General features: G+C 70.2%; 24 protein-coding genes. 12 read left to right on the top strand and 12 right to left on the bottom strand.

Going from position 1 to position 24689, the window contains the following annotated elements; genetic code table 11:
• Positions 1-6: 6 nt before the first annotated feature.
• Positions 7-1368, bottom strand: coding sequence for a class II 3-deoxy-7-phosphoheptulonate synthase (locus Q664_RS43540; RefSeq protein ID WP_052519422.1), 1362 nt, complete (start codon positions 1366-1368; stop codon positions 7-9).
• 202 nt (positions 1369-1570) lie between these two features.
• Between Q664_RS43540 and Q664_RS43535 the strand changes: the two genes are divergently transcribed.
• Complete coding sequence (locus Q664_RS43535; RefSeq protein WP_063934864.1) at positions 1571-2695, top strand: Rossmann-fold NAD(P)-binding domain-containing protein; 1125 nt, start codon at positions 1571-1573, stop codon at positions 2693-2695.
• The gene (locus Q664_RS43530) at positions 2674-3831 is read left to right on the top strand and encodes a Rossmann-fold NAD(P)-binding domain-containing protein (protein ID WP_052519420.1); all 1158 of its coding nucleotides are present in this window, start codon (positions 2674-2676) and stop codon (positions 3829-3831) included. Before Q664_RS43535 ends, Q664_RS43530 begins: the two co-directional genes overlap by 22 nt.
• A 111-nt stretch (positions 3832-3942) precedes the next feature.
• Here Q664_RS43530 and Q664_RS57030 read toward each other — a convergent pair whose 3' ends face one another.
• From Q664_RS57030 to Q664_RS43515, 3 genes are all read right to left on the bottom strand, one after another.
• Positions 3943-4128, bottom strand: a complete 186-nt coding sequence (locus Q664_RS57030; protein ID WP_235217102.1) for an ATP-binding protein — start codon at positions 4126-4128, stop codon at positions 3943-3945.
• A 105-nt stretch (positions 4129-4233) separates the two neighbouring features.
• Positions 4234-5748: a metallophosphoesterase gene (locus Q664_RS43520; protein WP_160174635.1), complete on the bottom strand. Its 1515-nt coding sequence runs from the start codon at positions 5746-5748 to the stop codon at positions 4234-4236.
• Between the two features lie 118 nt (positions 5749-5866).
• Positions 5867-6274, bottom strand: coding sequence for an Mpo1-like protein (locus Q664_RS43515; protein WP_043410590.1), 408 nt, complete (start codon positions 6272-6274; stop codon positions 5867-5869).
• A gap of 108 nt (positions 6275-6382) precedes the next feature.
• On the opposite strand from Q664_RS43515, the gene Q664_RS43510 reads away from it, so the two are divergent.
• Positions 6383-7438, top strand: coding sequence for a hypothetical protein (locus Q664_RS43510; RefSeq protein WP_043410588.1), 1056 nt, complete (start codon positions 6383-6385; stop codon positions 7436-7438).
• 37 nt (positions 7439-7475) lie between these two features.
• A complete protein-coding gene (locus Q664_RS43505; RefSeq protein ID WP_043410586.1) occupies positions 7476-7742 on the top strand; it encodes a hypothetical protein in 267 nt (88 codons plus the stop codon).
• A 936-nt stretch (positions 7743-8678) separates the two neighbouring features.
• Here Q664_RS43505 and Q664_RS43495 read toward each other — a convergent pair.
• Entirely contained in the window at positions 8679-9113 is a 435-nt protein-coding gene (locus Q664_RS43495) for an acyl-CoA thioesterase (protein ID WP_043410721.1), read from the bottom strand.
• Positions 9114-9394: 281 nt separating this feature from the next.
• Between Q664_RS43495 and Q664_RS43490 the strand changes: the two genes are divergently transcribed.
• Positions 9395-11110 (top strand): hypothetical protein, encoded by a 1716-nt coding sequence (locus Q664_RS43490; RefSeq protein ID WP_043410718.1) that lies wholly within the window; start codon positions 9395-9397, stop codon positions 11108-11110.
• A gap of 19 nt (positions 11111-11129) precedes the next feature.
• On the opposite strand, the gene Q664_RS43485 is transcribed toward Q664_RS43490, so the two are convergent.
• On the bottom strand, positions 11130-11591 hold the full coding sequence (locus Q664_RS43485; protein ID WP_043410582.1) for a hypothetical protein: 462 nt from the start codon (positions 11589-11591) through the stop codon (positions 11130-11132).
• Between the two features lie 127 nt (positions 11592-11718).
• Between Q664_RS43485 and Q664_RS53505 the strand changes: the two genes are divergently transcribed.
• From Q664_RS53505 to Q664_RS43465, 4 genes are all read left to right on the top strand, one after another.
• Complete coding sequence (locus Q664_RS53505; protein ID WP_052519419.1) at positions 11719-12357, top strand: energy transducer TonB; 639 nt, start codon at positions 11719-11721, stop codon at positions 12355-12357.
• A gap of 362 nt (positions 12358-12719) precedes the next feature.
• A complete protein-coding gene (locus tag Q664_RS59645; protein WP_160174634.1) occupies positions 12720-13400 on the top strand; it encodes a hypothetical protein in 681 nt (226 codons plus the stop codon).
• Positions 13401-13403: 3 nt separating this feature from the next.
• Entirely contained in the window at positions 13404-13862 is a 459-nt protein-coding gene (locus Q664_RS43470) for an Imm26 family immunity protein (protein WP_043410577.1), read from the top strand.
• A gap of 92 nt (positions 13863-13954) precedes the next feature.
• Positions 13955-15064 (top strand): MBL fold metallo-hydrolase, encoded by a 1110-nt coding sequence (locus tag Q664_RS43465; RefSeq protein WP_043410575.1) that lies wholly within the window; start codon positions 13955-13957, stop codon positions 15062-15064.
• On the opposite strand, the gene Q664_RS43460 is transcribed toward Q664_RS43465, so the two are convergent.
• Positions 15005-16417, bottom strand: coding sequence for an aminotransferase-like domain-containing protein (locus Q664_RS43460; protein ID WP_043410572.1), 1413 nt, complete (start codon positions 16415-16417; stop codon positions 15005-15007). The genes Q664_RS43465 and Q664_RS43460 overlap by 60 nt on opposite strands.
• Before the next feature lie 196 nt (positions 16418-16613).
• Here Q664_RS43460 and Q664_RS43455 point away from each other — a divergent pair, with 196 nt between their 5' ends.
• Positions 16614-17753 (top strand): EamA family transporter, encoded by a 1140-nt coding sequence (locus Q664_RS43455; protein ID WP_200883853.1) that lies wholly within the window; start codon positions 16614-16616, stop codon positions 17751-17753.
• Here Q664_RS43455 and map read toward each other — a convergent pair.
• Both map and Q664_RS43445 read right to left on the bottom strand, forming a co-directional pair.
• On the bottom strand, positions 17740-18738 hold the full coding sequence (gene map / locus Q664_RS43450) for a type I methionyl aminopeptidase (protein ID WP_043410570.1): 999 nt from the start codon (positions 18736-18738) through the stop codon (positions 17740-17742). The two genes, Q664_RS43455 and map, sit on opposite strands and share 14 nt — an antisense overlap.
• A 306-nt stretch (positions 18739-19044) precedes the next feature.
• Complete coding sequence (locus Q664_RS43445; RefSeq protein ID WP_043410567.1) at positions 19045-19509, bottom strand: SitI3 family protein; 465 nt, start codon at positions 19507-19509, stop codon at positions 19045-19047.
• Positions 19510-19595: 86 nt separating this feature from the next.
• On the opposite strand from Q664_RS43445, the gene Q664_RS43440 reads away from it, so the two are divergent.
• Positions 19596-20477 (top strand): DUF3396 domain-containing protein, encoded by an 882-nt coding sequence (locus Q664_RS43440; protein WP_063934863.1) that lies wholly within the window; start codon positions 19596-19598, stop codon positions 20475-20477.
• A gap of 3 nt (positions 20478-20480) precedes the next feature.
• On the opposite strand, the gene Q664_RS43435 is transcribed toward Q664_RS43440, so the two are convergent.
• From Q664_RS43435 to Q664_RS53495, 3 genes are all read right to left on the bottom strand, one after another.
• On the bottom strand, positions 20481-22304 hold the full coding sequence (locus Q664_RS43435; protein WP_043410565.1) for a serine/threonine protein kinase: 1824 nt from the start codon (positions 22302-22304) through the stop codon (positions 20481-20483).
• Entirely contained in the window at positions 22301-23134 is an 834-nt protein-coding gene (locus Q664_RS53500) for a DUF2381 family protein (protein WP_084610856.1), read from the bottom strand. The genes Q664_RS43435 and Q664_RS53500 overlap by 4 nt, the downstream gene beginning before the upstream one ends.
• Positions 23135-23273: 139 nt before the next feature.
• On the bottom strand, positions 23274-23615 hold the full coding sequence (locus tag Q664_RS53495) for a TraR/DksA family transcriptional regulator (RefSeq protein WP_043410706.1): 342 nt from the start codon (positions 23613-23615) through the stop codon (positions 23274-23276).
• A 236-nt stretch (positions 23616-23851) separates the two neighbouring features.
• Here Q664_RS53495 and Q664_RS43420 point away from each other — a divergent pair, with 236 nt between their 5' ends.
• Positions 23852-24661 (top strand): YwiC-like family protein, encoded by an 810-nt coding sequence (locus Q664_RS43420; RefSeq protein WP_043410563.1) that lies wholly within the window; start codon positions 23852-23854, stop codon positions 24659-24661.
• Positions 24662-24689 lie beyond the last annotated feature (28 nt).

Genomic DNA, 24689 nt, shown 5'->3' with positions numbered 1-24689 from the left:
CGGGGCTTAGGCCGGGCGGGGCATGCGGCTCATGCGCCGGGCGATGCGGAAGCCCATCTCCAGGGCCTGGCGGTAGTTGAGCCGCGGATCACACAGGGTGGCGTAGTTGCGCTCCAGGTCCCTCTCGGTGATGCCGACGGCGCCCCCCATGCACTCGGTGACGTCCTCGCCCGTGAGCTCGAAGTGCACCCCGCCCAGGTGGGTGCCGAGCTGCTCGTGCACCTCGAAGCTCTGCTCCACCTCGCGCAGGACGTCATCGAAGTTGCGCGTCTTGATGCCGGAGGAGGTGCTCACGGTGTTGCCGTGCATCGGGTCGCACACCCACAGCACGAGCCGGCCGGCCCGCCGCATGGCCTCCACCACCGGGGGAAGCGCGGCCGCCACCTTCTGGGCCCCCATGCGGGTGATGAGGACGAGCTTGCCCGGCTCGTTCTCCGGGTTGAGCTGCTCGGCCAGACGGACGGCGTCGTCGGGAGACACGCTGGGGCCCAGCTTCACGCCCACCGGGTTGCGGATGCCGCGGAAGAACTCCACGTGCGCCCCGTCCAGGGCGCGGGTGCGCTCGCCAATCCACGGCAGGTGCGTGGTCAGGTCATACCAGCCCTGACGCCACGGAACCTGGCGCGTCTGGGCGGACTCGTAGTGGAGGTTGAGGCCCTCGTGGCTGGTGTAGAAGTCCACGCGCGTGAGGTCCGCCACGTTGCGCTCGCCCAGGGCCTCCATGAAGCGCAGGGCCTCGCTGAGCTTGCGGGTGGTCTGCTCGTACTCCTCGCGCAGCTCTCCCGGCACGGCGGCCTGCTGGAAGAAGCTCAGGTCCCAGTACTCGGGGTGGTGCACGTCCGCGAAACCACCGTCGCTCAGCGAGCGCACGAAGTTGAGCGTCATCGCCGCGTGGTGGTAGCAGGCCAGCATCAGCCGAGGATCCGCGCGCCGCGCCTCGGGGGTGAACTCGGGCCGGTTGACCAGGTCCCCGAAGTAGCTGGGCAGCTCCACCCCGCCGCGCGTCTCGGTGGGCTTGGAGCGCGGCTTGGCGTACTGGCCGGCGATGCGGCCCACGCGGATGACGGGCCGGTGCCCCCCGTGGATGAGCACCAGCGACATCTGCAGCATGATCTTCTGCCGGTTGGTGATGATGTCCGGACGGCAGTCGGAGAGCGACTCGGCGCAATCCCCGCCCTGCAACAGGAAGCGGCGGCCCTGCTGGGCCTCCGCGAGCAGCTCGCGCAGCCGCTCCACTTCCCAGGAGGTGACCAGCGGAGGAAGCCGGCCGAGCTCCGCGACGACGTCCTCCACCTCCTTGGGGACCTCGTAGCGGACGTCTTGGGTGATGGGCTTCGTCTTCCAGGAAGTGGGGGTCCAGGTGCTCATGCCAGGCGGAGGGATATCACACCGCCGGCCCGTCCGCCCCCGGCCGGTGATGAGGCTCGCGCCGCGGGCACCACCCCGCTCGGCACTCGCCCTGCTTCACCACCCGCACGGAGCAGGGCATGCAGGCGAGCCGCGCGTGCGTCACGCGCCAGTGCGGCTGGCGGATTCACCCCGAGCCCTCGCGACCGGTTATGGTGCGTGCATGAATCTCTCCGTCGGATTGCCTCGCATGCACAAGGAGGCGGGTGAGAAGCGGGACTTCCTCCCCGAGCTCGTCTCCTTCCTGGACCGGCTGGGCGCGCGCGACATCGTCCTCGAGGAGGGCTACGGCTCCGGCATGGACATCCCCATGGCCGAGTACCTCGCCGCCTCGCCGAGGGCGCGCCAGGGCACCTGGGAGGAGAGCCTGGCCCAGGACGTGGTGGTGGTGCTGCGCTGCCCGGATGACGCCACGCTGCGCAAGCTGCGCCCGGGCACCCTCCTCTACTCCATGCTGCACTACCCCACGCGGCCCCACCGGGTGGCCCTGCTGCGCGAGCTCGGCCTGCGCGGGGTGAGCCTGGACGGCCTCACCGACGACATGGGCAAGCGTCTGGTGGAGAACCTCCAGTCGGTGGGGTGGAACGGGGTGCAGGCCGCCTTCCGTGAGCTGACGCGGACGTACCGGCGCTTCCATGACCCGGGGCGGCGCCCCCTGCGCGCCACCATCCTCGGGGCCGGCGCGGTGGGAGGCCACGCGGCCCGGGCCGCCAGCCGCTACGGCGACGAGCGCCTGCGCCAGTCCATGCTCGCCTCGGGCGTGCCCGGCATCGAGGTGTCCCTGCTGGACCATGATTTGACGGGACACGAGAACTACATGCTCTCCAAGCTGGAGCATACGGATCTGCTGGTGGACGCCACCTACCGGCCGGACCCCAGCCGCCCCGTCGTCCCCAACGACTGGGTGGCCGCGCTGCCGGCGCACGCGGTGATGTTGGACCTGTCGGTGGACCCATACGACTTCACCACGGATCCACCTCAGCTCAAGGGGATTGAAGGCATCCCCGAGGGCAACCTGGACCAGTACGTCTTCAAGCCGGAGGATCCGGTGTACGCGCGGATGGACAAGCGCATCAACACGAAGCACCGCCGGGTGGCGCTCTCGTGCTACTCGTGGCCGGGAGTGCACCCGCGAGAGTGCATGGAGGTGTACGGAAAGCAGGTGGAGCCGCTGCTGCGCGTGGCCTTCGAGAAGCCGCTGGACGAGCTGGACGAGAAGCAGGGCAGGTATTTCGAGCGCGCGGTGGCCCGCGCGGAGTCGACGAGATGGCACAAGGCGAATCGCTGACGCTGGGGTTGCCCCGCATGCACAAGGAGCGGGGAGAGCGCCGGGACTTCCTCCCGAGCCTGGTGCGCCGGATGACGGAGCGGGGCGTGCGGGTGTACGTGGAGTCCGGCATCGGCGCGGGCATGGGGCTGACGGACGCGGACTACGCGGGCCCGGGCGTGCACGTGGTGGACGGGCTGGAGACCTACAAGCAGGACGTGGTGCTGGTGCTGCGCGCCCCGGAGCTGGACGAGCTGCCCAAGCTCGAGCGCGGCGCCACGCTCGTGTCCATGCTGCACTTCCCCACGCGCCCCCGGCGCATCCGCCGCCTCACCGAGCTGGGGCTGGAGGCGCTCAGCCTGGACTCCATCGAGGACGACGACGGGCGGCGGCTGGTGGAGAACATGCGCGCGGTGGCGTGGAACGGGCTGGAGGCGGCCTTCGACACGCTGGAGAAGACGGACCCCACGCTGCTGGACTCGGGGCGCCCACCGGTGCGCGTGACGGTGATGGGGGTGGGCATGGTGGGCAAGCACGCGGCGGAGGCGGCCACCAAGTACGGCCGCCTCGAGCGCAGCAAGGCCTTCCGCCAGCGCGGGCTACCGGGCGTGGAGGTGACGGTGCTGGGGAGGGATTTGACGGGCCACTGGGCCTACATGCGCGAGCGGCTGCGCAACACGGACGTGCTGGTGGATGCCACCCAGCGCTCCAACCCCTCCCAGCCCCTCATCCCCAACGAGTGGCTGGCGTGGTTGCCCCAGCACGCCGTGGTGTGTGACCTGGTGGTGGACCCATACGTGCTGGAGGTGACGCCGCCCACGGTGCGCTCGCTGGAGGGCATTCCGCGCGGGGACCTGGACCAGTACGTCTTCCTGCCGGACGACCCGGGCTGGATGAAGACGGTGCCGGCGGAGATTCCCCACAAGCACCGGCGGGCCACGGTGACGTGCTACTCGTGGCCGGGGGTGCACCCGCGCGAGTGCATGGAGCTGTACGAGCAGCAGCTCGCGCCGCTGCTGGAGACGCTCTTCCTGCGCGGCGGCGTGCGGAACCTGCGCCCGGACGGAGACTTCCACGAGCGGGCCCTGTGCCGCGCCAGCCTGCGCTCGTGGAACGGCGGCCTCGAGGCACCCCGCAGCGAGGAGGCCCAGGACTGAACCCCCCGCGCCGCCCGTGCCGGGTCTCAAGGGTTTGTTGGCCAGGGAGTGAAGTTCCTCCAGTTCCGTGCATCCACCGAGCTCGCCGTCTGAGCCACAACCTCCCTCGGTTCACCGAGGGAGAGTGATGATGAACTCGGAATACTGGCCCTCCTCGGACTCGAAGCGGAGGGTGCCGCCGTTGCCTTTCTCGATGATCTCGCGACTGAGGCTGAGCCCCAGGCCGGTGCCTTCGCCCGGGGGCTTGCGGGCGGGACGGGTGCCCCTGCCGGGCTCGGTCTTCAGAAACCTGTCCAACTGTTGGACAAGTTCGTGCAGCACACGGCCGACAGGCCGGCCTGGCGTGGCTTCGCACGCAGTGCGGAGACCCCACGCTTGTGTCGGGAACTTCTGGCCACCTACTCAGGCGGCCCTCACGCCGGGCTCCACCGCGTGCTCGTCCTCCTCGAAGAGGATGGCGGGCACCGCCCGGCCCCGGCTCGGGCTCCAGTGCAGCAGCTCCGCCTGGTGGCCGCGCACACGCAGGAAGGAGAACTGGATGCGCTCGCGCGGCAGCAGCGGCTCGTGGGTGAAGACGGAGATCCACGTGCCGGTGTTGAAGTAGGTGGCCGCGCCCGGGGCGCCGGTGTCCAGGGGCGCCACCACCTCCTCGTGGATGTGGCCGAAGGTGACGATCGGCACCCCCAGCAGGCGGGCGATGTGCCCGGCCGCGCGGCGCAGGGGGCGGGGCGGGGCGGCCGGCGCGCGCAACAGCCTCCAGGCCAGCCCTCCCAGCAGCACGGCCATGAGCGCCAGGTGCATGCCCAGGAAGAGGACCGTCTTGAAGCCCAGCCCCGCCTGCAGGTGGGTGATGGCACCAAAGGCCGCGAACCACAGGCCGAAGCCTCCCAGCCCCACGGTGAGCGCGAGCAGCACGAGCCGGGCCAGCGGCCACACCACCGCGCGGGCCGCCTGGGCGAGGTTGGGCGGCACGTGCTTGAGGGCGTCGATGTCATGCAGCGTCCGGCCCAGCCCGGACCCGGCCGCCAGCCGCTCCAGCTCCGCGCGGTGCGCCTCCTCCTGGGGACTCATGCCCCCCGCCGTCATCGCCACGCGCCGCAACAGCTGCAGCGAGAAGGGGCCATGGCCGGAGAGCACCCGCAGCAACAACCCGGGCCGGTTCCACACCAGCCACCTCAGGTAGCGCGAGTTGGCCCGGGTACTCGGGACGATGAAGGTGATGGCCCCGAAGGCGTTGTAGAGGTAGCGCTGGAAGAAGTTGCCCAGCGGCATGTCCCGCTCCAGCGCGGGGCCGTCCCACAGCGCCGGCTGGCCCGCGCGCAGCGGGTAGCGGAAGGAGCACTCGGGATCGTACTGGCTGCCATGCTCCACCCAGATGCGGCCCGGCTCGTGGTGGAACCAGGGCTCGAAGACGAGCCGCCCGAGCGCCTCCTCCACCCCGGCCCCGCGCCGCCGCAGCGCCTCGGCCACCGCCTCGCGCAACGGACGCTGCACCGGCTCCCACTGCAGCTCCACGTCATGGTTGCCCGGCAGGAAGAGGACGCCGTGGCCCGCGGCCAGCACGAGCGCCACCGCCTCCACCCACGCCGGGTGCCCCGCGAGGATGCTCGTCATCATCTCGGCGGCCACCTCGGGCGTCACCGGCGCGCCGAAGCGCCTCTCGCGCCGCGCCGCCGAGGGCCCCACGTGGGCCGGCTCGATGCGCAGCAGATCGAACGTGTCCCCGTTGAAGATGAGCCGGAAGGGGGTGCGCCGCTGCTCCGCCTCGGCGACGAGCCCCTGGCAGAAGTCCAGGAAGTCCTCGTCGAAGAAGAACGTCTCCAGCGCGTGGTAGCGGCCCGTGCCGCTCAGGCGCCCACGCCCCAGGTGCAGGTCGCTGACGAGGATGAGATCGGGAGGATTCGGGTCGGACGGCACCCGCCCTTCCATACCTCACCGGGCCGGGCCAGGACCAACTCCAGGAGAGGACGGGCCCGGCGCTCGCCTGCCCGCCTGGGGGGACGGGCGCTCCCCGTCCCCGGTACGGCTTCGCCGCTCAGCGGCCGTGGCGGCGGGTACGGACCGGAACCGGTACCGGCACCCGCCGCAAATGACCTCCAGACTGATCGTCCTCGTCCCGGACGCCGGCACGCGCGAGGTGCTTGGACAGGCGGCCCACCAGCATCAGGCCCGCCATGCGGAAGTCGGAGAAGAGCGACCACAGCGGGTACTTGAAGGTCGCCGGGCGGTTGCGCTCGAGGGTGAAGTGGCTCACCCACGCGAAGCCATAGCCGGACACCAGCGCGAACGGGAGCAGGTTCGCCTTGCCCGTCAGCCCGGCGGTGACGGCCAGGCTCACCGCCACCGAGGTGCCCAGGAAGTGCAGCCAGCGCGTGCTGGGCAGCGAGTGCTCACGCAAATAGTACGGCCAGAACTCGGCGTAGGTCGGGATGCGCTCGTTCATGGGTGAATTGTGCTTCCGGAGCCTCCCCATTCGTCAACCCTCCGCCACGTCTCTTTGGCGATCTGGTGTCATTCGGCCTAGGGTTGACCTACTCCAGGAAGACGGATCGTGAACGACTGGACGCCCAAGCCCATTCCCTCGGCCGCCGTCTCGAAGCTCCCCCTCACCCCGGAAGAGGGCTTCCTCCTGTCGCGTCTGGACGGATTCACGTCCGTGCGGCACCTGCCCGCCCTCACCGGCTTTCCCCCCGAGCGCGTCCAGGCCATCCTGACCCGCCTCGTCGAACACGGCGCGGTACTACCCGCCCCTACCCCCGCCCCCGCGCCACCACCCACCACGCCCGCCGCGAGGACCGGGGCCGCATCCGAGGAGCCCCAGGCCGGGAGTGAGGAGCCCCTGCCTCTCGAGGAGGAGGAGCCCGCGGAGGAAGGGGAGGAGCCCGAGGACGACACGGTCGAGGCCGCCGCGGGCAACTGGCGGCAGCTGTTCGAGCGGCAGTTGCATCCGCTCCCCGAGGACCAGCGGGCGAGCCGGGCGCGGGGGGCCGAGGACCCTGAGCTGTCCGCCTTCTGCTTCGACCCGGTGCCGGCGGTCATCAAGTCGGTGCTGGAGAACACGCGGGTGGGGCTGGGGCACGCGCGGCTCATCGCGCGGCACCACCACCACCCGGTGGGACTGGAGGCGCTCTGTGGCCGGGCGTCGTTCGCATCGGACGCCGGGGTGCGGCGCTGGCTGGTGCGCAATCCGCAGCTGCCGGTGAGCCTCTTCCGCCGCCTGTGGGGAGGGCGCCGGCTGATGGAGCAGTACAAGGTGGCGATGGACCGGGACGTGCCCGAGGGCACCCGCCGCACGGCACGCGAGGTGATGCGCACGCGCTTCAACACCGCGCCGGCCGAGGAGCGCGTGGAGTTGATCCTCAACACGGAGGGCCGGGTGCTGGCCTCGCTGGTGGGGCTGGCGGTGGACGGCAAGACGGCGGCGCTGCTGTGCGGACGCACCTACCGCTCGCCCATGCTCATCCAGAACATCGCGCGCTGGAGCGCGGCGCCGCCGGCCCTCATCGTCCACCTGCTCAAGCAGGAGGCCGTCCGCCGGCAGCCCATGCTGCGCCAGTTGCTGCAACGCCATCCCAACGCCCCGGCGGACGCGAAGCGCGGCGGGTAGCGGCCGAGGCTTTCAACCCCTGTACAGGAGAGGCCGTATGAACAGTCGAGCCGTGATGCTGACGCTGTCTCCCCTGCTGCTCATCGCGACGGTGGGCTGCCCTCATGCCTGGAGCAGGGATGGGACGATCGAGCAGGCTCTGGAGCGGGACATGAACGAGTACTACTCGATGAAGGATTGTGCGCTCGATGAGGAAGACTGGATGAAGTTCTGTATGAAGTACCACGAGCCTGGAAATACCCCCGAGGCACAGCAACGCTGCCTACCCGAGTGTCGCCCTGGCCGTCCCCCTGGCAGACCGTGAGGATGGAGAGCCCCATGCGATGGCATGCGCTCCTCGCCGCCCTGTCCGGCCTCTTCTTGACGCTGCCTCTAGCGTGGCTGCTCCATGCCGCCATGTTCAAGCAGGGCACGAGCCAGCCAGACACACAGGGCAATGCACCCGTCCCAATGCTCTCAAACGAGCAACGGCGAGGCTTTCTCACCTACGGGCAATCGTGCGTTTCGGATAGGGATTGTGAATCCCCCCTCCGGTGCTTCTTCAGCACTCACACGATGAGCCGCTACTGCACGGACAGCCGGTGCGTGACGGACTTGCAATGCCAGGAGGGATTCGTCTGCCGGACCCAGTTCACCTCTAACGGAGCCCCCATCCGCGTCTGCTCCCTTGCAGGTATGCGCAAAGAAGGCGAGGAGTGCATGGAGCACGCTCCCAGCCGCAACTACGCCTGTGAGAAAGACCTGCTCTGCCAGTCCCGCTGTGGCCGCCGCTGCGAAACCGAGGACCCATCTTCCTGTCCCGAGGGCTTCTTCTGTCAGGAGGGACCGGCGGATGGGCCCTCCTGCCTACCCACCTGCGAGGGCCGGACCTGCCCTGACGGCCAGCGGTGCGTTGCCCTGGACAACCCCTCACTCGAAGGCAGGCACGCCTCCATCTGTGCCACGGTATACGGACGGGATTGCCAGCAGAACCCCTGTCCCCAGCACCAGCACTGTCTGCTCCAGGACTATCCGCAACCGGTGGATGCGGTGTGGATGCAGTGCATCTCAACCTGTGGCCAGGGCGCCCCTCCTTGCTCCGAGGGCACCGTCTGCCACCAGTATGAGTGCCACAAGTCCTGCACTCCCGAGGACGCCTCCTCCTGCGAGCCCGGCTTCACCTGCCACCGCAAGACGGACAAGGAACCATGGCGGTGCGTGCCCACTCCCCGCGCCACCGCCAGCTCCTCCCCGTAGCCCCTCACTCGAAGATGCGGCCCTCGAGCGCCTCGATGGCGGCGCGAATCTCCGGGGGCACGGGCACCTTGTCGTACGTGGGGTAGCGCAGCGTGACGAGCACCGCTCCGCCGCGCGCGTACCGCACCCCACTGGTGGCATCCTCCACCGCGTACTCCATGGTGATGCTGGTGTTGCCCAACCGCGTCACCCGCGCTCCCACCACCACCTCCGCCGGGAAGACGACGGGACGCAGGTACTCCGCGTTCGTCGCGGCGACGATCGGCCCCACCCCGCCCTCCGGCTTCTGCATCTCCGCGCTCACCAGCCCCACCCGGGCCATGTAGGCGATCCGGGCCGCCTCGAACCAGGTGAAGTAGCGCGCGTTGTTCACGTGGCCGTACGCGTCCATCTCGCCCCACTGCACGGGGAAGCGCACGGTGATGGGAAATTCGTTCATGGCCCCGTCATGCACCACGGCCCGGGCCCTCCGGGCAACCGGAATCTTCCGCCCGCTCGCCCGCTCCCCCTCCACCTGCCCCATCACGTCCCGGACCGGGGAGTTGACCCGGGCCCGGGGCTGGGGGACCGTCGCCTCCAGTGACACCCCACCAGCCCGCCACCGCGAAGAAGCCGCAGCCCGCGGAGACGCCTGAAGCGCCCGCCAGTGACTTCACCCTCCACGAGACCGGCACTCCCGACGACTCCGGGACCGCCACCAGACCCGAGCAGCACGCGGACATGGTGCGCTGGCTCCACCCCTCCATGCTCATCCGCACCGGCATGGACGCGCTGGTGGCCGCCGTCTTCGGCGCTCGCGCGGACCACCGGCTCGTCGAGGCCGTGGTGCGTCCCCAGCCGCCCTACTTCGACTACTCGGAGGAGTCCCCCGGCGAGGACTTCTGGCTGGACTACGTGGCCGACACCGGTGACGGGTGGAACCCCACCTACGCCGTGGCCCGGCTGCTCGCGCTGCCCTCCCTCGAGGTGAAGGACCCCACCGGCCAGGCCCATGCCATCGAGCGCGGACGCATCCTCGTGTTCGGCGGCGACCAGGTGTACCCGGGCGCCAGCCGCGACACCTACGAGGAGCGCCTCGTGCAGCCCTACGAGGAGGCCCTGGGCCGCACCCCGGAGCCCAGCCCGGACCTGTTCGCCATCCCCGGCAACCACGACTGGTATGACGGCCTGTCCGCCTTCATGCGGCTGTTCTGCGCCAACCGCTGGCTGGCCGGCCGGCGCACCCGGCAGAGCCGCAGCTACTTCGCCCTCAAGCTGCCCCAGAGCTGGTGGCTCGTCGGCACCGACGTGCAGCTCGACAGCGACATCGACGTGCCCCAGGTGGAGTACTTCCGCCAGGTCGCCACGCACATGAAGCCCGAGGATCGCATCATCCTCTGCAACGCCGAGCCCGCCTGGGTCATGGCCACCACCGCCAGGCGGCGCCGCGGCTACCTGGAGAACAACCTCGACTACCTCCAGGAGAAGGTGTTCGGCCGGCGCATCAGCCTCTTCCTCGCCGGAGACCTGCACCACTACCGCCGCCACGAGGACCCCGAGGGCAAACACAAAATCATCGCGGGCGGCGGCGGCGCCTTCCTCCACCCCACCCACGCTCCGGCGGCGCGGCGGCTGCGCGACCGGTACACGCTCAAGAAGAGCTTCCCGGACGAGAAGACCTCCCGGAAGCTCGCCCGGCAGAACCTGATGCTCATCCGCCACAGCCCCCTCTTCGGGTTGATGACGGGCGCGCTCTACCTGCTGCTCGCGCTGGCCACGTATACGGAGATTGGAAGCTACGGGCTGACGCAGTTTCCCCAGGTGCTCTCCGCGGTGGCCTCCTCGGTGGTGACACGCCCCTGGTCCCTGGTGCTCGGGCTGTCCACGCTCGGCGGGCTCGTGGGCTTCGCGGACAAGGCCTTCGGACGCTGGCGCTGGCTGGCCGGCGGACTGCATGGCCTGGCGCACATCACCGCCGCGTTCCTCGTGGCCTGGGGCGGCATGTACTTCACCGCCAGCGTCCTGGGCATCTGTCAGGAGATCCTCCCCGGCAACACCATCCTCGTCCCCGGAGCCACCCTGTGCGCCGCCGGGTGGAAGCACGTGTGGGCCAAGTTCTTCCTGGGCGCCTTCTTCACCTTCCTGGGCGGCTTCCTCTTGGGGCCCTTCATCATGGGCCTGTACCTGATGGTGAGCGTCAACGGCTTCAGGGCCCACTCCAACGAGGCCTTCATTTCGCTCGCCATCGCCGACTTCAAGAACTTCCTGCGGCTGCGCATCGACAAGGACGGAGAGCTCACCGTCTTCCCCGTGGGCCTCGAGCGCGTGCCTCGCCAGTGGAAGGAGACGCACGCCGGCCCCTACGCGCCCGCCTATGAGCCGGATGACCCCAGGGCCACCCCGCCCGAGCTCATCGAGCCCCCCATCCGCGTGACGCCCCGGGGCCCGCGCTCCTAGCGCCCCGCTCCATCCCCCCTCATTCCCAGAGGGGAGCGGAGCACTCGCCGCACTGGCGCTGCGCCAGGTCCAACCACTCCAGCGCCTCGGCGAGCACCCGCGCCGTGGGCTGGCCGTGCACGTCCACCACCCCGTACAGCTCGCCGAAGCGGCTGGCCACCGCCACCACCGCCGTCCCGGGCACGCGCCCGAAGCACTCGGCGAGCTTCCACGTCACCGTGCCCTGCTCGTCCTTCAGCGCTCCTGGCAGCACCGGCGCTCCAGGCTGGCCAGGCATCATCACCGTGAAGGCCTCCACCTCCTCCTGGTGCCACCCGGGCGCCAGCGCCTCCAGCTCCGCGTGCAATCGCTGGCAGTCCTCACAATTGGCGTGCAGCAACGCCACCACCATCTCCCTCCGTTGCCAGGCCTTGCGCGTCCCACGCTCGTGCCCATCCTCGGTCTCGAGTTGGAACAGGGGGATGTCTCGTCGCAGCGGCATGGTCCACCTCCTCTCTTCCAATAACACCCACCTGGCCCCTGAATCCCATACAGTGGCTCCACGGGATTTCCGGGAACATCTGGTTGATCTCGCAGCACACCGGCCCGTTTTAGTATAAAATTCCCGCATGACTGGCTTTCTCCTCTCCGTGCAGCCTCGCCCCGCCCTCATCTGCCTGCTGGCCGCGTGTATCGCCCTGGGTGGTACCGGGTGTGCCACGGCCTCACGGGCGAGTACCTCTGCGCTCCCCGCGCCCGAGCCCATCGCCGAGACGGCACCGGCCCCCAAGCCCAAGCCCGAGCCGGCTTCCGCCCCCGTGGCCAAGGCCTCGCGGCCCAAGAAGCGCGCGGTGTCCCGGTCCGCGCCAGTCGCCGAGGCGAAGACGAAGGTGGGGGCGAAGCCCGAGCAGAGGACGCCAGTGGCGGCCCGGGCGGCCGAGCTGAAGAGGCCCCAGCCGGAGGCGCCCGGTGCGGGCGAGCCGGTGGCCTTCGAGCCCGCGATGATGACGCGTCCGCAGCGGGTGAGCGGGAGGGAGCCGCAGTTGACCCCCGAGGCCCGGGCCGAGCGTGTGCGCGGCACGGCGCTGGTGCGCTGCGTGGTGACGCGGGAGGGCCGGGTGACCAGGTGCCGGCTGCTCAATGGCCTGCCCTACATGGAGCAGGAGCTGCTCGAGGCCCTGTCCACCTGGCGGGTCACTCCTGTCATGGCCCAGGGCAAACCGCTCGACGTGGACTACACCTTCGTCGTGCGCATCCCCACGGGGTGAGAGGCGGACGTCATATCCGCCGGGTGTTCCCGCGATCGAGCACCCGGTTCCAGGAGCCATCCATGCCACGCGCGGTGGCTCTGCTGCTCTTGCTGTTGCTCGTGGGGTGTGGGGGCCCAACATGGAGCCTGCGCCCCAGCGCTGGCCCGCATACGTTCCGTTACTCTGGGAGTCAGGGGAACACTCCTGCCCATGGCGTGTCCGGCGAGAGCGTGGGGCTGGGACTTCCGAGTGCAGTGCTCCGATGGGCGCCACCCGGCGCCACGACCGTCGCGGAAGCAGGCACCGTTCCAGTCCTGGGGAAAGCCCTCGTGGCGGGCGGCGCCGTGATGGCAGCGGGCGGGAGCGTCGTCCTGGTCTGCTTGACCGTCAAAGCGGCCTTGAGCGGGACGCAGACTCCCATCGATATCGCGGATACCTTCTACGGCACGCACTTCGGCGACCTTCAAGGCTGGGTCCAGGGCTGCTACGCCCCCAAGGCCACGCAGGCCCCCGAAGCATCCAGGTCCCCGCCTGAAACGAAACCGGTATCCGAGCCCCATGCGTCTCCCGTCCCAGAACGGAGCCCACACGCCCATGAAGACAGGAAGGAGCCAAACCGGGGACGCGTCTATGCGACCTACACGAAGCTCAATTCCCGAACCGGCCGCTACTATGCAGGACGCACCAGCATGGTCATCGACCTGAACAAGCCTCTTCGCCCGCAGGCCGTGGCGGCCGTCGACGCACGAGATTCGAACCATCACCTCGACGAAAACGATGAACCCAAAGGCTCCGGCTTCCGGCCAGCCGTGTTGGATGAGTTCGACGTCGGAACCTCGGTCAACTACGCGAACAGGTATAGCGACGTGGCCTATTGGCGGATTCGTGGAAGGGAGCAGCAACTGATGGATTCCCTTGGGGGAGCCTGGTCCGACACCCGAGAGCCCTATCGAACCGAGAACGCCCAGCGCGGCGTGGCGAAAGACAACCCGCTGGGCAGGCTGTTCCACGACGCCGCCTCCAAGAAGTGGGGACCACTCCATCCCTACACGGGAGATTGAGCGATGCGCAGGCGGAAGCCCACGACCGGAACCTTCCTCAGGATTCCCCTCTCCGATGGCTCTTTCGGCTATGCGAGGCTGCTCGAGTCCCCGTATGCGGCCTTCTATGACTACAGGACCACGGCTCCGGACTCCGATCTGGACCGGATCGCATCGCGCCCCATCCTCTTCAGGATCGCTGTCCGCCATCTGGCCCTGGAGGCGTGGGAAGTCCTGGGGCGCAGGGCACTCGAAGAGCCCCTGACCGAGCCCGTCGTCCAGTTCATGCAGGACAGGGGGGACTTCCGCCGCTGCACCATCTTCGACACGGCAGGGCATGAACGAGCCGCCGAGCCCCAGGAATGTGTGGGTCTCGAGCGGGCGGCGGTCTGGGAACGGGATTCCGTGGAGGGACGCCTGCTGGACGCCTTCCAGGGAAGGCCCAATGCCGATGTGGAGCACCTCGAGGTCCGTCTGCGGTGACCCGGGCCGCCCACCTGGGAAGCACCTGCCCGCCTCCTCCGGCACCGTGAGGAGGGATGGCACACGGGCGGGCCCCGCGTTAAACCCGCCACATGCCCAAGGGTTCCGTCTTCGGTGGGAAGGCCCACGGCCTCCGTCTCGAGCGCATGCGCTCCTCGCCCCGTTTTCTCGACGGGTTCTTCAAGAACACCGCCGGAGTAGGCCCCGGGCTCAAGCCGGGCAGCGCGTTCTCGACGATGGGCGAGTTCTTCTTCGGCGGCAATCAACGCACGCCCCCCGGACCCCTGCCCCTGGAGAGCCCGCTCGCCACGTGGGCCCGGCCGGTGGACACGGGGCTGCGCGCCACCTGGCTCGGCCACTCGACGGTGCTGCTCGAGGTGGACGGCCTGCGCGTGCTCACCGACCCCGTCTGGGGCGAGCGCGTGTCGCCCTGGGCCTTCGCGGGGCCCAAGCGCTTCCACCCCGTCCCGGTGACGCTCTCGCAGCTGCCCCCGCTGGACGCGGTCATCGTCTCGCACGACCACTACGATCACCTCGACCATCCCACCATCCTCGAGCTGGCGCGCACGGACGTGCCCTTCTACACGTCGCTGGGCGTGGGCTCGCACCTGGAGGCGTGGGGCATTCCACCCGAGCGCATCACCGAGCTGGATTGGTGGGAGTCCGCCACGCTCCCCCGCGGCGAGCTGCGCATCACCGCCGCGCCCTCGCAACACTTCTCCGGCCGGGGCCTGGGAGATCGCAACCGCACGCTCTGGTCGTCGTTCGTCATCGAGGGCCCGAAGCACAAGGTCTTCTTCAGCGGCGACACGGGGCTCACGCCGGAGTACGCGGAGATCCGCCAGCGGCTCGGGCCGTTCGACCTCGTCATGCTGGAGGTGGGCGCGTACCACCCGGCGTGGGGCGACATCCACCTCGGCCCGGAGAACGCACTGAAGGCGCTGGAGCTGCTCGGCGGCGGCGCGTTCCTCCCGGTGCACTGGGGCACGTTCAACCTCGCCATCCACGCGTGGGATGATCCGGCGGAGACGCTCGTGCGGCTGGGACAGGAGCAGCGGGTGCACCTGGTGATGCCGAAGGCAGGCGTGCCGGTGGAGCCGTCCCGGGTGGAAACCGTGGAGCCGTGGTGGCGCTCCGTGCGCTCAGGCGAGGCTGCGCGCGAGGCTGCCCAGGGTGGCCATCGCGCCCTCGAGCCGCGGTGACCAGGGGAAGCCACAGCTCAGGCGGATGAAGTTCCCATAGCGCTTCTGCGCCGAGAAGATGGGACCGGGCGCGATGCTGATGCCCGCGTCCAGCGCCCGCGCGTGCAGCACCAGCGCGTCCACCTCGCGCGGCAACTCCACCCAGACGAGCGAACCGCCCTCGGGCCGCGTCACCCGCGTGCCCTCCGGGAAGTGCTCCGCCACGGCCTCCACCATCCGCTGCACCTGGGACGCGAGCTGCCGGCGCAACGCGCGCAGGTGTTTGTCATAGCCCCCGCTGCGCAGGAAGGCGGCGATGGCGAGCTGGGGCAGCGTGGGCATGCCCACCGTCTGCGCGAACTTGAGCAGCTCCACCTTCTCCCGGAAACGCCCCGGCGCCACCCAGCCCACCCGGTAGCCCGGCGCCAGCGTCTTGGAGAAGGAGCCGCACAGCAGCACCAGGCCCTCGGTGTCATGCGCCTTCGCGGGCCTCGGCCGCTCGGGGCCGAAGTGCAGGTCCCCGTAGATGTCGTCCTCGATGAGGGGAATGCCGCGCTCGGCGAGCATCCGCACCAGCCGCTGACGGTTCTCCTCGGGCATGCAGCTGCCCAGCGGGTTGCTGAAGCTGGGCACCACCAGCACCGCGGCCACCTTGCGCTTCGCCAGCGCCGCCTCCAGCGCGTCCAACTCCATGCCATGGCGGGGATGGCTCGGAATCTCCAGCGCGCGCAGCCCCCGTGCCTCAATGGCTTGCAGCGTCCCGTAGTAGGCGGGGGACTCGATGGCCACGATGTCGCCGGGACGCGCCACCGCGGACAGGCTCAGGTACACCGCCTCCGAGGCGCCACAGGTGATGACGAAGTCCTCCGGCGCGAGCGGGCAGCCCCAATCCAACGAGCGGCGCGCCACCTGCTGCCGCGTCACCAGGCACCCCGGAGGCATGTCGTACTCGATGGCCATCTCCCCGGCCTCGCGGGCCAGCAGGGCCAGTTCGCGGTTGAGGCGCCGGGCGGGCAGCAGCTCCGGAGAGGGAAACGCCGCTCCCAGGGGGACGACACGCGAGTCACCCGCCGCGCGGTACACCCGGGACACCAGCGCGCTCACGCTCACCGGCGAGGCCGAGGCCGCCGGCTGGGACACCTGGGGCTCGGCGAGCAGGGGACGCTGGCGCCGGCGCACGTAGTGTCCGGACTGGGGCCGCGTCTCGATGAGCCCCAGCGACTCCAGGTGCACATACGCCTGCAGCACCGTGGACACGCTCACCCGCTCGCTCGCGCTGAGCTGGCGCACCGAGGGCAACCTGTCTCCCGCCCGCAACGTGCCCACGGAGATGGCCTCGCCGAGCCGCTCGGCCACCTGCTCGTACAGTTTCATCGCGCCCTCCACTCCAGACACCGGGGCCACCGCCTCCCTTAACGAGGTGGCGCCTCCAAACCCAGATACAGCTGGCCCCCGCGAGGACCAGCACAGTTCAACCCCTGGCAACTGTACCGGTAACAAACGCGCGCCGCTGAATCTGTTCCGCTCGCCATGAAAGGCCCATGTTGAGCACACCAGAGGAGGTGGAGAGATGACCTCGAGACCGCTCGTCGCCGGTGGAGAGCCCGCGGGCCTGACGCTCGCCCGGGGCGCGCTGTGGACGTACCTGCCCCGCATGGGAGGGCTGACGCTCTCGTGCCGCGAGGGGACGGTGTGGCTCACCCGGGAGGGAGATGGCGAGGACCACGTGCTGAAGGCCGGGGACGCGCTTCAGGTGGAGGGACGCGGCCGGGTGGTGGTGCAGGCGTTGGACCCCGCGCGCCTGTGCCTCGCGCCCACGCCCCGCTCCGAGTCCTCGCGCACGCGGGAGGGGCTGCTGCTGGGCGCGCTCGGCGTGGTGGCCTTCAGCCTCACGCTGCCCGCCACCCGGGTGGCCGTGCCGGAGCTGGGCAGCACGGTGGTGGGCCTGGGCCGGGCGCTGGTGGCGGCGGTGCTCGCGGGGCTGCTGCTGGCCGTGCGCCGCGAGCGGCTTCCCGAGCGCCGTCATTGGAGGGGCCTCGCCCGGGTGGCCGGGGGCGTGGTGGTGGGCTTCCCCTTGCTGTCAGCGCTGGCGTTGCGCCACATGCCCGCCTCGCACAGCGCGGTGCTGGTGGGACTGTTGCCCGCCGCCACCGCCGTGGCCGCCGTCTTCCGCGCGCGCGAGCGTCCCTCGTGGAGCTTCTGGCTCTCGGCGCTGGCGGGGCTCGGCTGCGTGCTGGGGTTCGCGCTGGCCCAGGGCGCGGGGCTCCCCACCGGAGGGGACGCGCTGATGCTGCTGGCCGTGGCCGCGGCCGCGGTGGGCTACGCCGAGGGGGCGGTCCTCTCGCGAGAGCTGGGGAGCTGGCGCGTCATCTGCTGGGCCCTGGTGCTCGCCGCGCCCTTCCTGGCGCCCGTGGTGGCGCTCCACGTGGGCCCCGAGATGCTCTCCGCCAGTCCGCGCGCGTGGCTTGGCATGGGCTACGTCTCGGTGGTGAGCATGTTCCTCGGCTTCTTCGCCTGGTACCGGGGGCTGGCGCTCGGGGGCGTGGCGCGCGTCAGCCAGCTCCAGCTCGCCCAGCCGCTGCTCACCCTGGGGTGGTGCGCGCTGCTGCTCGGCGAGCCGCTGGGACACGGCACCCTGGGCGCGGCCGTGCTGGTGCTGCTGTGCGTCTTCACGGGCGTGCGCAGCCGCGTGCGCGTCACGCCACGGTGAGGATTTCCGCCCCCTGGTCCGTCACCAGCAGGGTGTGCTCGAACTGCGCGGTGCGCTTGCCGTCCGCCGTCACCGCCGTCCAGCCATCGTCCCACACCCGGTGCTGCCAGTGGCCGAGCGTAATCATGGGCTCGATGGTGAACGTCATCCCCGGCTCCATGATCGTCTTCGCCTGGGGATCGAAGTGGTGCGGAATCTGGAGCGCGGTGTGGAAGCGCTCGCCGATGCCGTGGCCGCAGTAGGCGCGCACCACGCCCATGCCGTTCTTCGTGGCATGCGCTTCAATCGCCTTGCCGATGACGTTGATGGGCAGGCCGGGCTTCACCGCCTCGATGCCGGCCATGAGGCACTCGCGCGTGACGCGGATGAGGCGCTCGTTCTCCGAGTCGATCGTTCCCACGGCGAAGGTGGCATTGGTGTCGCCGTGCACGCCATCCAGGTAGATGGTGATGTCGAGGTTGACGATGTCACCGTCCTCGAGCGCCCGGTTGTCGGGGATGCCGTGGCAGATGACCTCGTTGACCGAGGTGCAGATGGACTTGGGGAAGCCGTGGTAGTTGAGCGGGCTGGGGTAGCCGCCGCGGCGCACGTACTCCTCGTGGGCGATGGCATCGAGCTCGTCGGTGGTGATGCCCGGGCGGATGTGGGCGGCCGTGGCGGCCATCACCTCGGCGGCGGCCTTGCAGGCGCGGCGCATGCGGGCGATGACCTCCGGGCTCTTCACCTCGGAGGGAGGGAAGATGCGAGCGGGCCGCCCCGACACGGCGTAGTCCGGACGGGGGATGTGGGGGGGGACAGTGCGCATGGGGCTGACGACGCCCGGCTGGATGCCCCGCGAGGGGGCCTCGGGCCCCCGCTTGCGCGCTTCCACGGTATCCGCGCCCCGGTGGCACTTCTTGTACTTGCTGCCACTCCCGCACCAGCACGGGTCGTTCGGTTTGGGCAACACAGCGGGTGCGACCCGCACAGTGGAAACGTCGTTCATACCCTCGACCTATAGCCGCTGGGGCCGCACCGCGCACGCCTTCTCGGCTGCCTGCCTCGTGGGTCCGCCAGCCAGGACACACCGCGGCGGGTCGGCCGGAGACCTGCCCGGCTCCAGCACTGCGGCTCTCCGAGGAGTTGGACGCCATCCAGGCCCACTCCGCCGCTCAGCCTGCCGAAGCCCTCGAGCTCCTGGCCGCCACCTCCTACCAGGCCGGAGAGAAGCTGGAGCTGGACGAGGCCGCCACCCGCCGCCTCATCGACGCCCAGCTGCGCGAGACCGGTTGGGAGGTGGATTCGGACCGGCTCACCCACGAAGCAGCGGTGAGGGCAGGGAACGGCGCTCGAAGGGCACGGGGACGTTGGCCTTCAGCCAGTGCTCATCACGGTAGAGGCGGTAATCCGCGTTGAAGACGAGCCGTCCCCCCGTCCGCTGCACGACGATGATCTCCCCATTGAAGAGCAGGACGCCGTCACGCCCCTGATCCAACAGTGGCACGGCGCCCCGCAGCATCATCTTGACGAAGGTCTCGTAATCCCGGTTGGAGGGATAGCGGAATCCCACGGACAGGTCAGGCCTGAAGCCAAAGTTCTCCTCGATGATGGAGTCCCCCTCCCTGCTCAGTTCCAGTACCGTGATGATGATGTCTGGAGCATAGAAGGAGCCATGCTCCTTGCTCCACTGGAGCTCTGGAATACACTTGGCGAGCAGATCCAATGCATTCGCCCGCGTCATGTCCGTCGCGAGCTTGAGGCTGTAGTCGAGTCCCACGTGTCTTCCTTTCGAGATGACGTCCACCCAGGCCTCAAGGGAAGAGCAGGCCCTGACCTCGTGGCCCCCATTTGGAGAATCATCCGATGGAGAGGATCCCAGAAATAAGGCTCTACGCGGAGCATGGCGCACTCGTGCTGCGTGAGGGATTGAGCATCTGTTTCTACATGCGCCGCTCCCATCAGGAAGTGGCCCAAGACGTCAGACGTGCCCTGGAGACCTATCTCCGCGCGGTAGGACCGCGGACGCTCGAATGGTACGTGGACCCGGAAGGCGACTGGCAGGAGTTGGACCACCGGGGATGGCAGTTCATCCAGAACAAGTTGAGCGAATCGGGTGGAGGCATCGTCGAGCTGCACGAAAGACCCGATGCCGTCAGCGGGTACAGTGTCGAATACCGGGGCAGAAGGCTCGACGGCAACAACCCGGACCTCCTCAGTGCGGTCACCTTCTGGCTTCCCACGGAGTACCTCCATGAGCATGGCCCGGGGCGCGTCCGCGAGCTCGCCCTGGAGCTGGGCACCGAGCTGCCTTTCAACTCCGGCCACGCGGGGCTCGCCTTCCACTTCCTGTATCTTCCCCCGGACTTCAAGGCGTTGGCCTTGCGCTACCCCGGGATGGATGCCCTTGAACTCGGTATGACTTCCGAGGAGCTGGGCACACGTGTGCGCGGTGCCCACTGGCTGACCTTCCTGGGCCAGCCGGTACTCGGGGAACTGGGGGGCGCGGCCGGACTGCGCTCCCGCCTCTCCTCTCCGGACATCTCCGTCCAGGAGATGCAAGCAGACCGGGTCGTCGTCACGCTCGGCGCATGCCCCGAAGCTGGTGACACCGAGCAGGGCCTCCTCCTCCCCCTCCACCGCGAGCTGGCGCGTGTCCTCGAGCCCTGGCGCCACCACTCCCCCTACCGCTGGAGGGATTTCTCCGAGGAGGAGATGCACCGCTGGGAGCACCGCTTCCTCGACTGAGCCTCAGCGCCAGCCCGGCGGCGCCCACTTGATGCGGGGCATGTCGTAACCCTCCGGCCCCCGCAACACCGTCTCGAAGCGCGGATCATTGAGCACCACGCTCCCCGGGCTCTTGTCCACCTTCTCCGGGTCCACCTCGTTGCCCTCGATGGGCAGCTTCGCGTACGTCGGGATGCCGTACTGGTGGATGTCATCCACGGCCACGCCACAGATGGGCAACGGCTCCCCCTCCGGCGGATGGATGCGATCGAACTGGATGTAGACCCGGTGGGGCAGCGTCACCGCTTCGCCGGAGATCTTGAACCACACCTCCTTGCCATTCACCATGGCGACCATGTCGGCGGTGACGGGACCCGGCTCGAGGTTGAGCGCGCCACCGTCCTCGATGGTGCGTCGCGAGGCCGGAGTCCCCGTCTCCAGGAAGGAGGGGTGCTCACGGGGCTCGAGGCCCAGCCGCGCGGGGGTGGCACGGGCCTCGGCGGGACACCGCTCCAGGTAGCTGAGGGGATCGGGCCTCGCGGGGACGGTGGCGCACCCGATGAGCTGCGCGGTGGACAGGCTCACCATCCCGGCGAGCACCCGGCACACGCGAGAGGACGCCCACGCCGGGGAGGAATCATTGGAGGTCGCGGAAGGGGGAGCGGAGGACACGGGGTGCGTTCCTTTCTCGGAGGAGAGCATCCACCCTATCCCGAGCAACCCCACCAGGAGCGCCAGAGTGACGAGCACCCGGCGCCGCTCCCTCCACCCCGCCCCTCCGGAGGCAGCGCCTCCACCCGATTCGGGCTCGGCGGGAGCAGCGGGAGCAGGCGCGGGCTCCGGTGCCGGGGCGTCTTCCGCCACCTCCCGCAACAGCTCCATCCCCGCGGGCACCTCGCTCGCCCACGGGCACTCCGAAGGCCGTCGGGCCGGAGCCTGCCACACGTCGGTGTGCCCCTCCTCGTCCCGCATCCGCAGCAGCTCCTCGCGCACGGCCCAGGCGCTCGAGGGGCGCTCCCCGGGATTCTTCGCCAGCAGCCGCATGACGAGCGCGCACAGGCCCGCGGGGAGCCCGGGGTCGAACGTCCGGGGATCCGGAGGCATCGCGGTGCCGATGGCGATCAGCAGCTGCTCCAGCGTCAGCCGGGTGCTGAAGGGACGGCAATTGGTGAGCGTCTCGTAGAGCAGCAGCCCCACGGCGTACAGGTCCGCCTCGGGCCGGGCCTCCAGGCGGGAGCCGGGCTGAAAGGCCTCGGACACCAGGAAGACCACGGCCTCGGGAGGCTGGCAGTAGAGCGTGCCCGGCGCCAACCCCTCCGTGAGCGCGCGGGCCCACGGCAGGTGCACCGAGCCGAAGTCGATGAGGAAGGGCTTGTCGTCCTCCTGGCGCACCAGGAGGTTGTCCGCCTTGATATCGCGGTGACACACCCCGCGAACGTGCAGCACCGCCAGGGCCTCCAGGTACGCGCACACCATGCCCACCGAGCGGTGGAGCGAGGCACGCTCACGCCAACGCCAGACATGGAACGTGCTGCCCTGGACGTAGGGCGTGACGAAGTAGCCGTAGCCCGTCTCCACTTCCGGCCACCGGCCCCATTCGAGCACCGGCAGCAGGTGGGTGTGATGCAGCAGTTCCAGCGAGGTCACCTCGCGGCGCATCCAGTCATCCACCCGGTCCGCGTCCTCCCGCGACAGGGGCCGGGCCGCCACCTTCATGAAGTACTGGTGGCCTCCGCGCTCCACCAGGAAGGCGAAGGAGAACCCCCCGGCGCCCAGCCAGCGCACGATACGGAAATCCCGCACCATCTCCCCCTCGCGCAGTTGGTGGGGGTGCAGTGGTGTGCTCATGGCCGCGATGGCTCCTCGTCCCGGACCAATGGACGGAAGGGCCCGGGAGCGTCCTCGCCATCCAGCGCCAGCTCCACCTCCGAGCCCCCCTCCGGAAGCAGGCCGGTCACGATGTGACGTTCGAGCCATGGGTCCGCCGCCCCCGTCACCAGCCGCGCGGGCCACTCCAGCAGGACACCGTCCGGGAGCGTCACCCGCAGCCGCGCCTGCACCAGCCGCCAGGGGGGCACATCCTTCTTGCGTCCACGCACGGACACGGCGATGAAGAAGCGCCGCCCCACCCAGAGCACGGAGTCGACCCGGCCCCGCGATTCCCCTGATTCGTACTGCACCCCCTCTTGGGGGAAGGCGAGCGTGGCACGCGCATCCGGCGCGTCGAGCAGGCTGCGGGCCACGAGCTCCGCGCCATCCTCATCGGCGGAGGGCTGGGCACGCACCACGCGCACCCGTACATCCACCGCGTCGCGCCGGGTGACGAGCACGAAGCGCAGGGGCTCCGCGCCGGCTGGAGTGGCCACGGAGAAGAGCACCCGCTCGCCCGGAACGAGGTCCTCGGTGGGAACGAGCAGCACCGAGCCATCCTCCATGCGGCCGAGGTGGATGCGCCCCTCCTCCCGCACGAGCACCTGGGCCTCGGGCCGTGGAGGTGTTTCGAACAACACGAGCGTGGCCACACCGGCGGCCACGTACAGCTCCGGCGGGGGCACCTGCGCGGGCCGCGAGGGGAAGACGAGCGTGCGCCGCTGGAGCACTGGCCCTGCCGCCCGCGAGGAGGCCGTGGCCGGCAGGGAGAGCAGCACGGGCAACAGGAACCAGGCTCCAGGGCGCACGGGAGCAACCTACGTGGCGGGTCCCCATGAAGGCAAGCGGAAAACCACTTGCGCGGTCATCTCCTCCGGAGTGACTCCGGAGATGAGGTCCGCTGTCCTTCCACCGAAGGAGCCCGGCCCGCGTTCGCGGAGGAAGGCCTCAGCGGCCCACCTGCTCGCTGCATGCCATGCAGTGACGTGCCTCGGGGATGGCCCGCAGCCGGTGTCGGCCGATCGCCCCTCCGCAACGCGCGCAGTGCCCGAACCGGCCCTGCTCGATGCGCACCAGGGCGTCGTCGATGTCCCGCAGCTCCCGCTCCTCCCGCTCCGACAGCCGCGCCCGGACCGTCTCCGCGCTCTTCCCGCCCGCATCGTCCACCAGGTCCGGCGCTCGTCCCCTCCCCTGCGCACCTGCCTCCGTCCGGGTGAGCCGCAGCAGGCTTCGCAAGCTGCTCCGCCGCTGAATCAACGCGATCCGGGCCTCGTCCATCAACGTGTTCATGGCGCTTCCCCGCTTCTCCGACACACCCCGGGGGACCCGGCGCGGCCAGTGCTCGCAGCCCATTTCAGGAACCGTGCCTCCCGCCGCCATCTCCTGGGAAACCCGCCCCCCACGCGCAAGCTTTGCGGCCCCCCACGACGTCCTGTGCACCCGTTGCGCAGGCGGGCTCCCGGCTCCTCCCGAGCGCGAGCTGGAACACCCCTTGCTCCAGGTGTGGGCATGCACGAGGACACGCGATGACCTCCCTCTCCACCCACCCCACGGGCCCGCTCCTCCAGGGACTCCTTCCCCGCGAGCACGGCGTCTGGTTCCAGCTCGGCCTGCCCCTGGCCACCGCCCTCTTCGTCTCCGGCGCGCCCGCCAGCGCCCTCTGGCTCTCCGGCGCCGCGCTCACCTGCCTGCTCGCCCATGAGCCAGTGCTGCTGCTGCTCGGCCACCGGGGCGCGCGCCGCGGCGAGCGGGATGGCGCCCGCGCCCGGTGGTGGGGCCTGCTCGCCGGTGCGGTGGGTGCACTGGCCTTCGTGCTCGGCGCCCTCTCCCTGCCCGCCGAGGCCCGGCCCTTCCTCATGCTGCCCGTCATCCTCGGCGGCGAGGTGCTCCTGCTCGCCTGGAAACGGCAGGAGCGCACGCTCTCGGGCGAGGTGCTCGCCGCGCTCGCGCTCGGAGCCTGGGCCGTGCCCATCGCCATGGCCGGTGGCATGCCCGCGTCCACCGCGCTGACGCTCTGGGGCACCTATGGGCTGTCCTTCGGGCTGGCCACCCTGGCCGTGCGCACCGTCATCGCCAGCCACCGGCCCCAGGCGCACCGCGAGCGGCTGCGGTGCACGGGCGCCGCCTTCGTGGCCGCCGCCCTCGTCAGCGCGGTCCTCTGGGCGCTCGCCTCCGGGCTGCAGCCCCTGCGTGTGCTGGCGCTGCTGCCCGTGGGCCTCGTGGCGCTCGGCCTGTGCGTGGCCCTGCCCTCACCCCGCCGGCTGCACTCCATCGGCTGGACGCTGGGCGTGGCCGGCACCCTCACCCTCGTGCTGCTCGGGGTGGGGCTGTCCTGAGTCCCACGCCCCGAGTCCCCGTCCCGAG

The organism is Archangium violaceum Cb vi76 (assembly GCF_000733295.1).
Classification (GTDB): Bacteria; Myxococcota; Myxococcia; order Myxococcales; family Myxococcaceae; genus Archangium; species Archangium violaceum.
The sequence above is the reverse complement of the archived record's forward strand: the minus strand, read 5'-3'. Positions and strand labels throughout refer to the sequence as shown.

Coding starts and splice junctions, on each gene's coding strand:
- Q664_RS43540 (WP_052519422.1), bottom strand. CDS start 1,368: ATGAGCACCTGGACCCCCACTTCCTGGAAGACGAAGCCCATCACCCAA.
- Q664_RS43535 (WP_063934864.1), top strand. CDS start 1,571: ATGAATCTCTCCGTCGGATTGCCTCGCATGCACAAGGAGGCGGGTGAG.
- Q664_RS43530 (WP_052519420.1), top strand. CDS start 2,674: ATGGCACAAGGCGAATCGCTGACGCTGGGGTTGCCCCGCATGCACAAG.
- Q664_RS43515 (WP_043410590.1), bottom strand. CDS start 6,274: ATGAACGAGCGCATCCCGACCTACGCCGAGTTCTGGCCGTACTATTTG.
- Q664_RS43505 (WP_043410586.1), top strand. CDS start 7,476: ATGAACAGTCGAGCCGTGATGCTGACGCTGTCTCCCCTGCTGCTCATC.
- Q664_RS43495 (WP_043410721.1), bottom strand. CDS start 9,113: ATGAACGAATTTCCCATCACCGTGCGCTTCCCCGTGCAGTGGGGCGAG.
- Q664_RS43490 (WP_043410718.1), top strand. CDS start 9,395: ATGGTGCGCTGGCTCCACCCCTCCATGCTCATCCGCACCGGCATGGAC.
- Q664_RS43485 (WP_043410582.1), bottom strand. CDS start 11,591: ATGCCGCTGCGACGAGACATCCCCCTGTTCCAACTCGAGACCGAGGAT.
- Q664_RS53505 (WP_052519419.1), top strand. CDS start 11,719: ATGACTGGCTTTCTCCTCTCCGTGCAGCCTCGCCCCGCCCTCATCTGC.
- Q664_RS43470 (WP_043410577.1), top strand. CDS start 13,404: ATGCGCAGGCGGAAGCCCACGACCGGAACCTTCCTCAGGATTCCCCTC.
- Q664_RS43465 (WP_043410575.1), top strand. CDS start 13,955: ATGCCCAAGGGTTCCGTCTTCGGTGGGAAGGCCCACGGCCTCCGTCTC.
- Q664_RS43460 (WP_043410572.1), bottom strand. CDS start 16,417: ATGAAACTGTACGAGCAGGTGGCCGAGCGGCTCGGCGAGGCCATCTCC.
- Q664_RS43455 (WP_200883853.1), top strand. CDS start 16,614: ATGACCTCGAGACCGCTCGTCGCCGGTGGAGAGCCCGCGGGCCTGACG.
- map (WP_043410570.1), bottom strand. CDS start 18,738: ATGAACGACGTTTCCACTGTGCGGGTCGCACCCGCTGTGTTGCCCAAA.
- Q664_RS43440 (WP_063934863.1), top strand. CDS start 19,596: ATGGAGAGGATCCCAGAAATAAGGCTCTACGCGGAGCATGGCGCACTC.
- Q664_RS43435 (WP_043410565.1), bottom strand. CDS start 22,304: ATGAGCACACCACTGCACCCCCACCAACTGCGCGAGGGGGAGATGGTG.
- Q664_RS53495 (WP_043410706.1), bottom strand. CDS start 23,615: ATGAACACGTTGATGGACGAGGCCCGGATCGCGTTGATTCAGCGGCGG.
- Q664_RS43420 (WP_043410563.1), top strand. CDS start 23,852: ATGACCTCCCTCTCCACCCACCCCACGGGCCCGCTCCTCCAGGGACTC.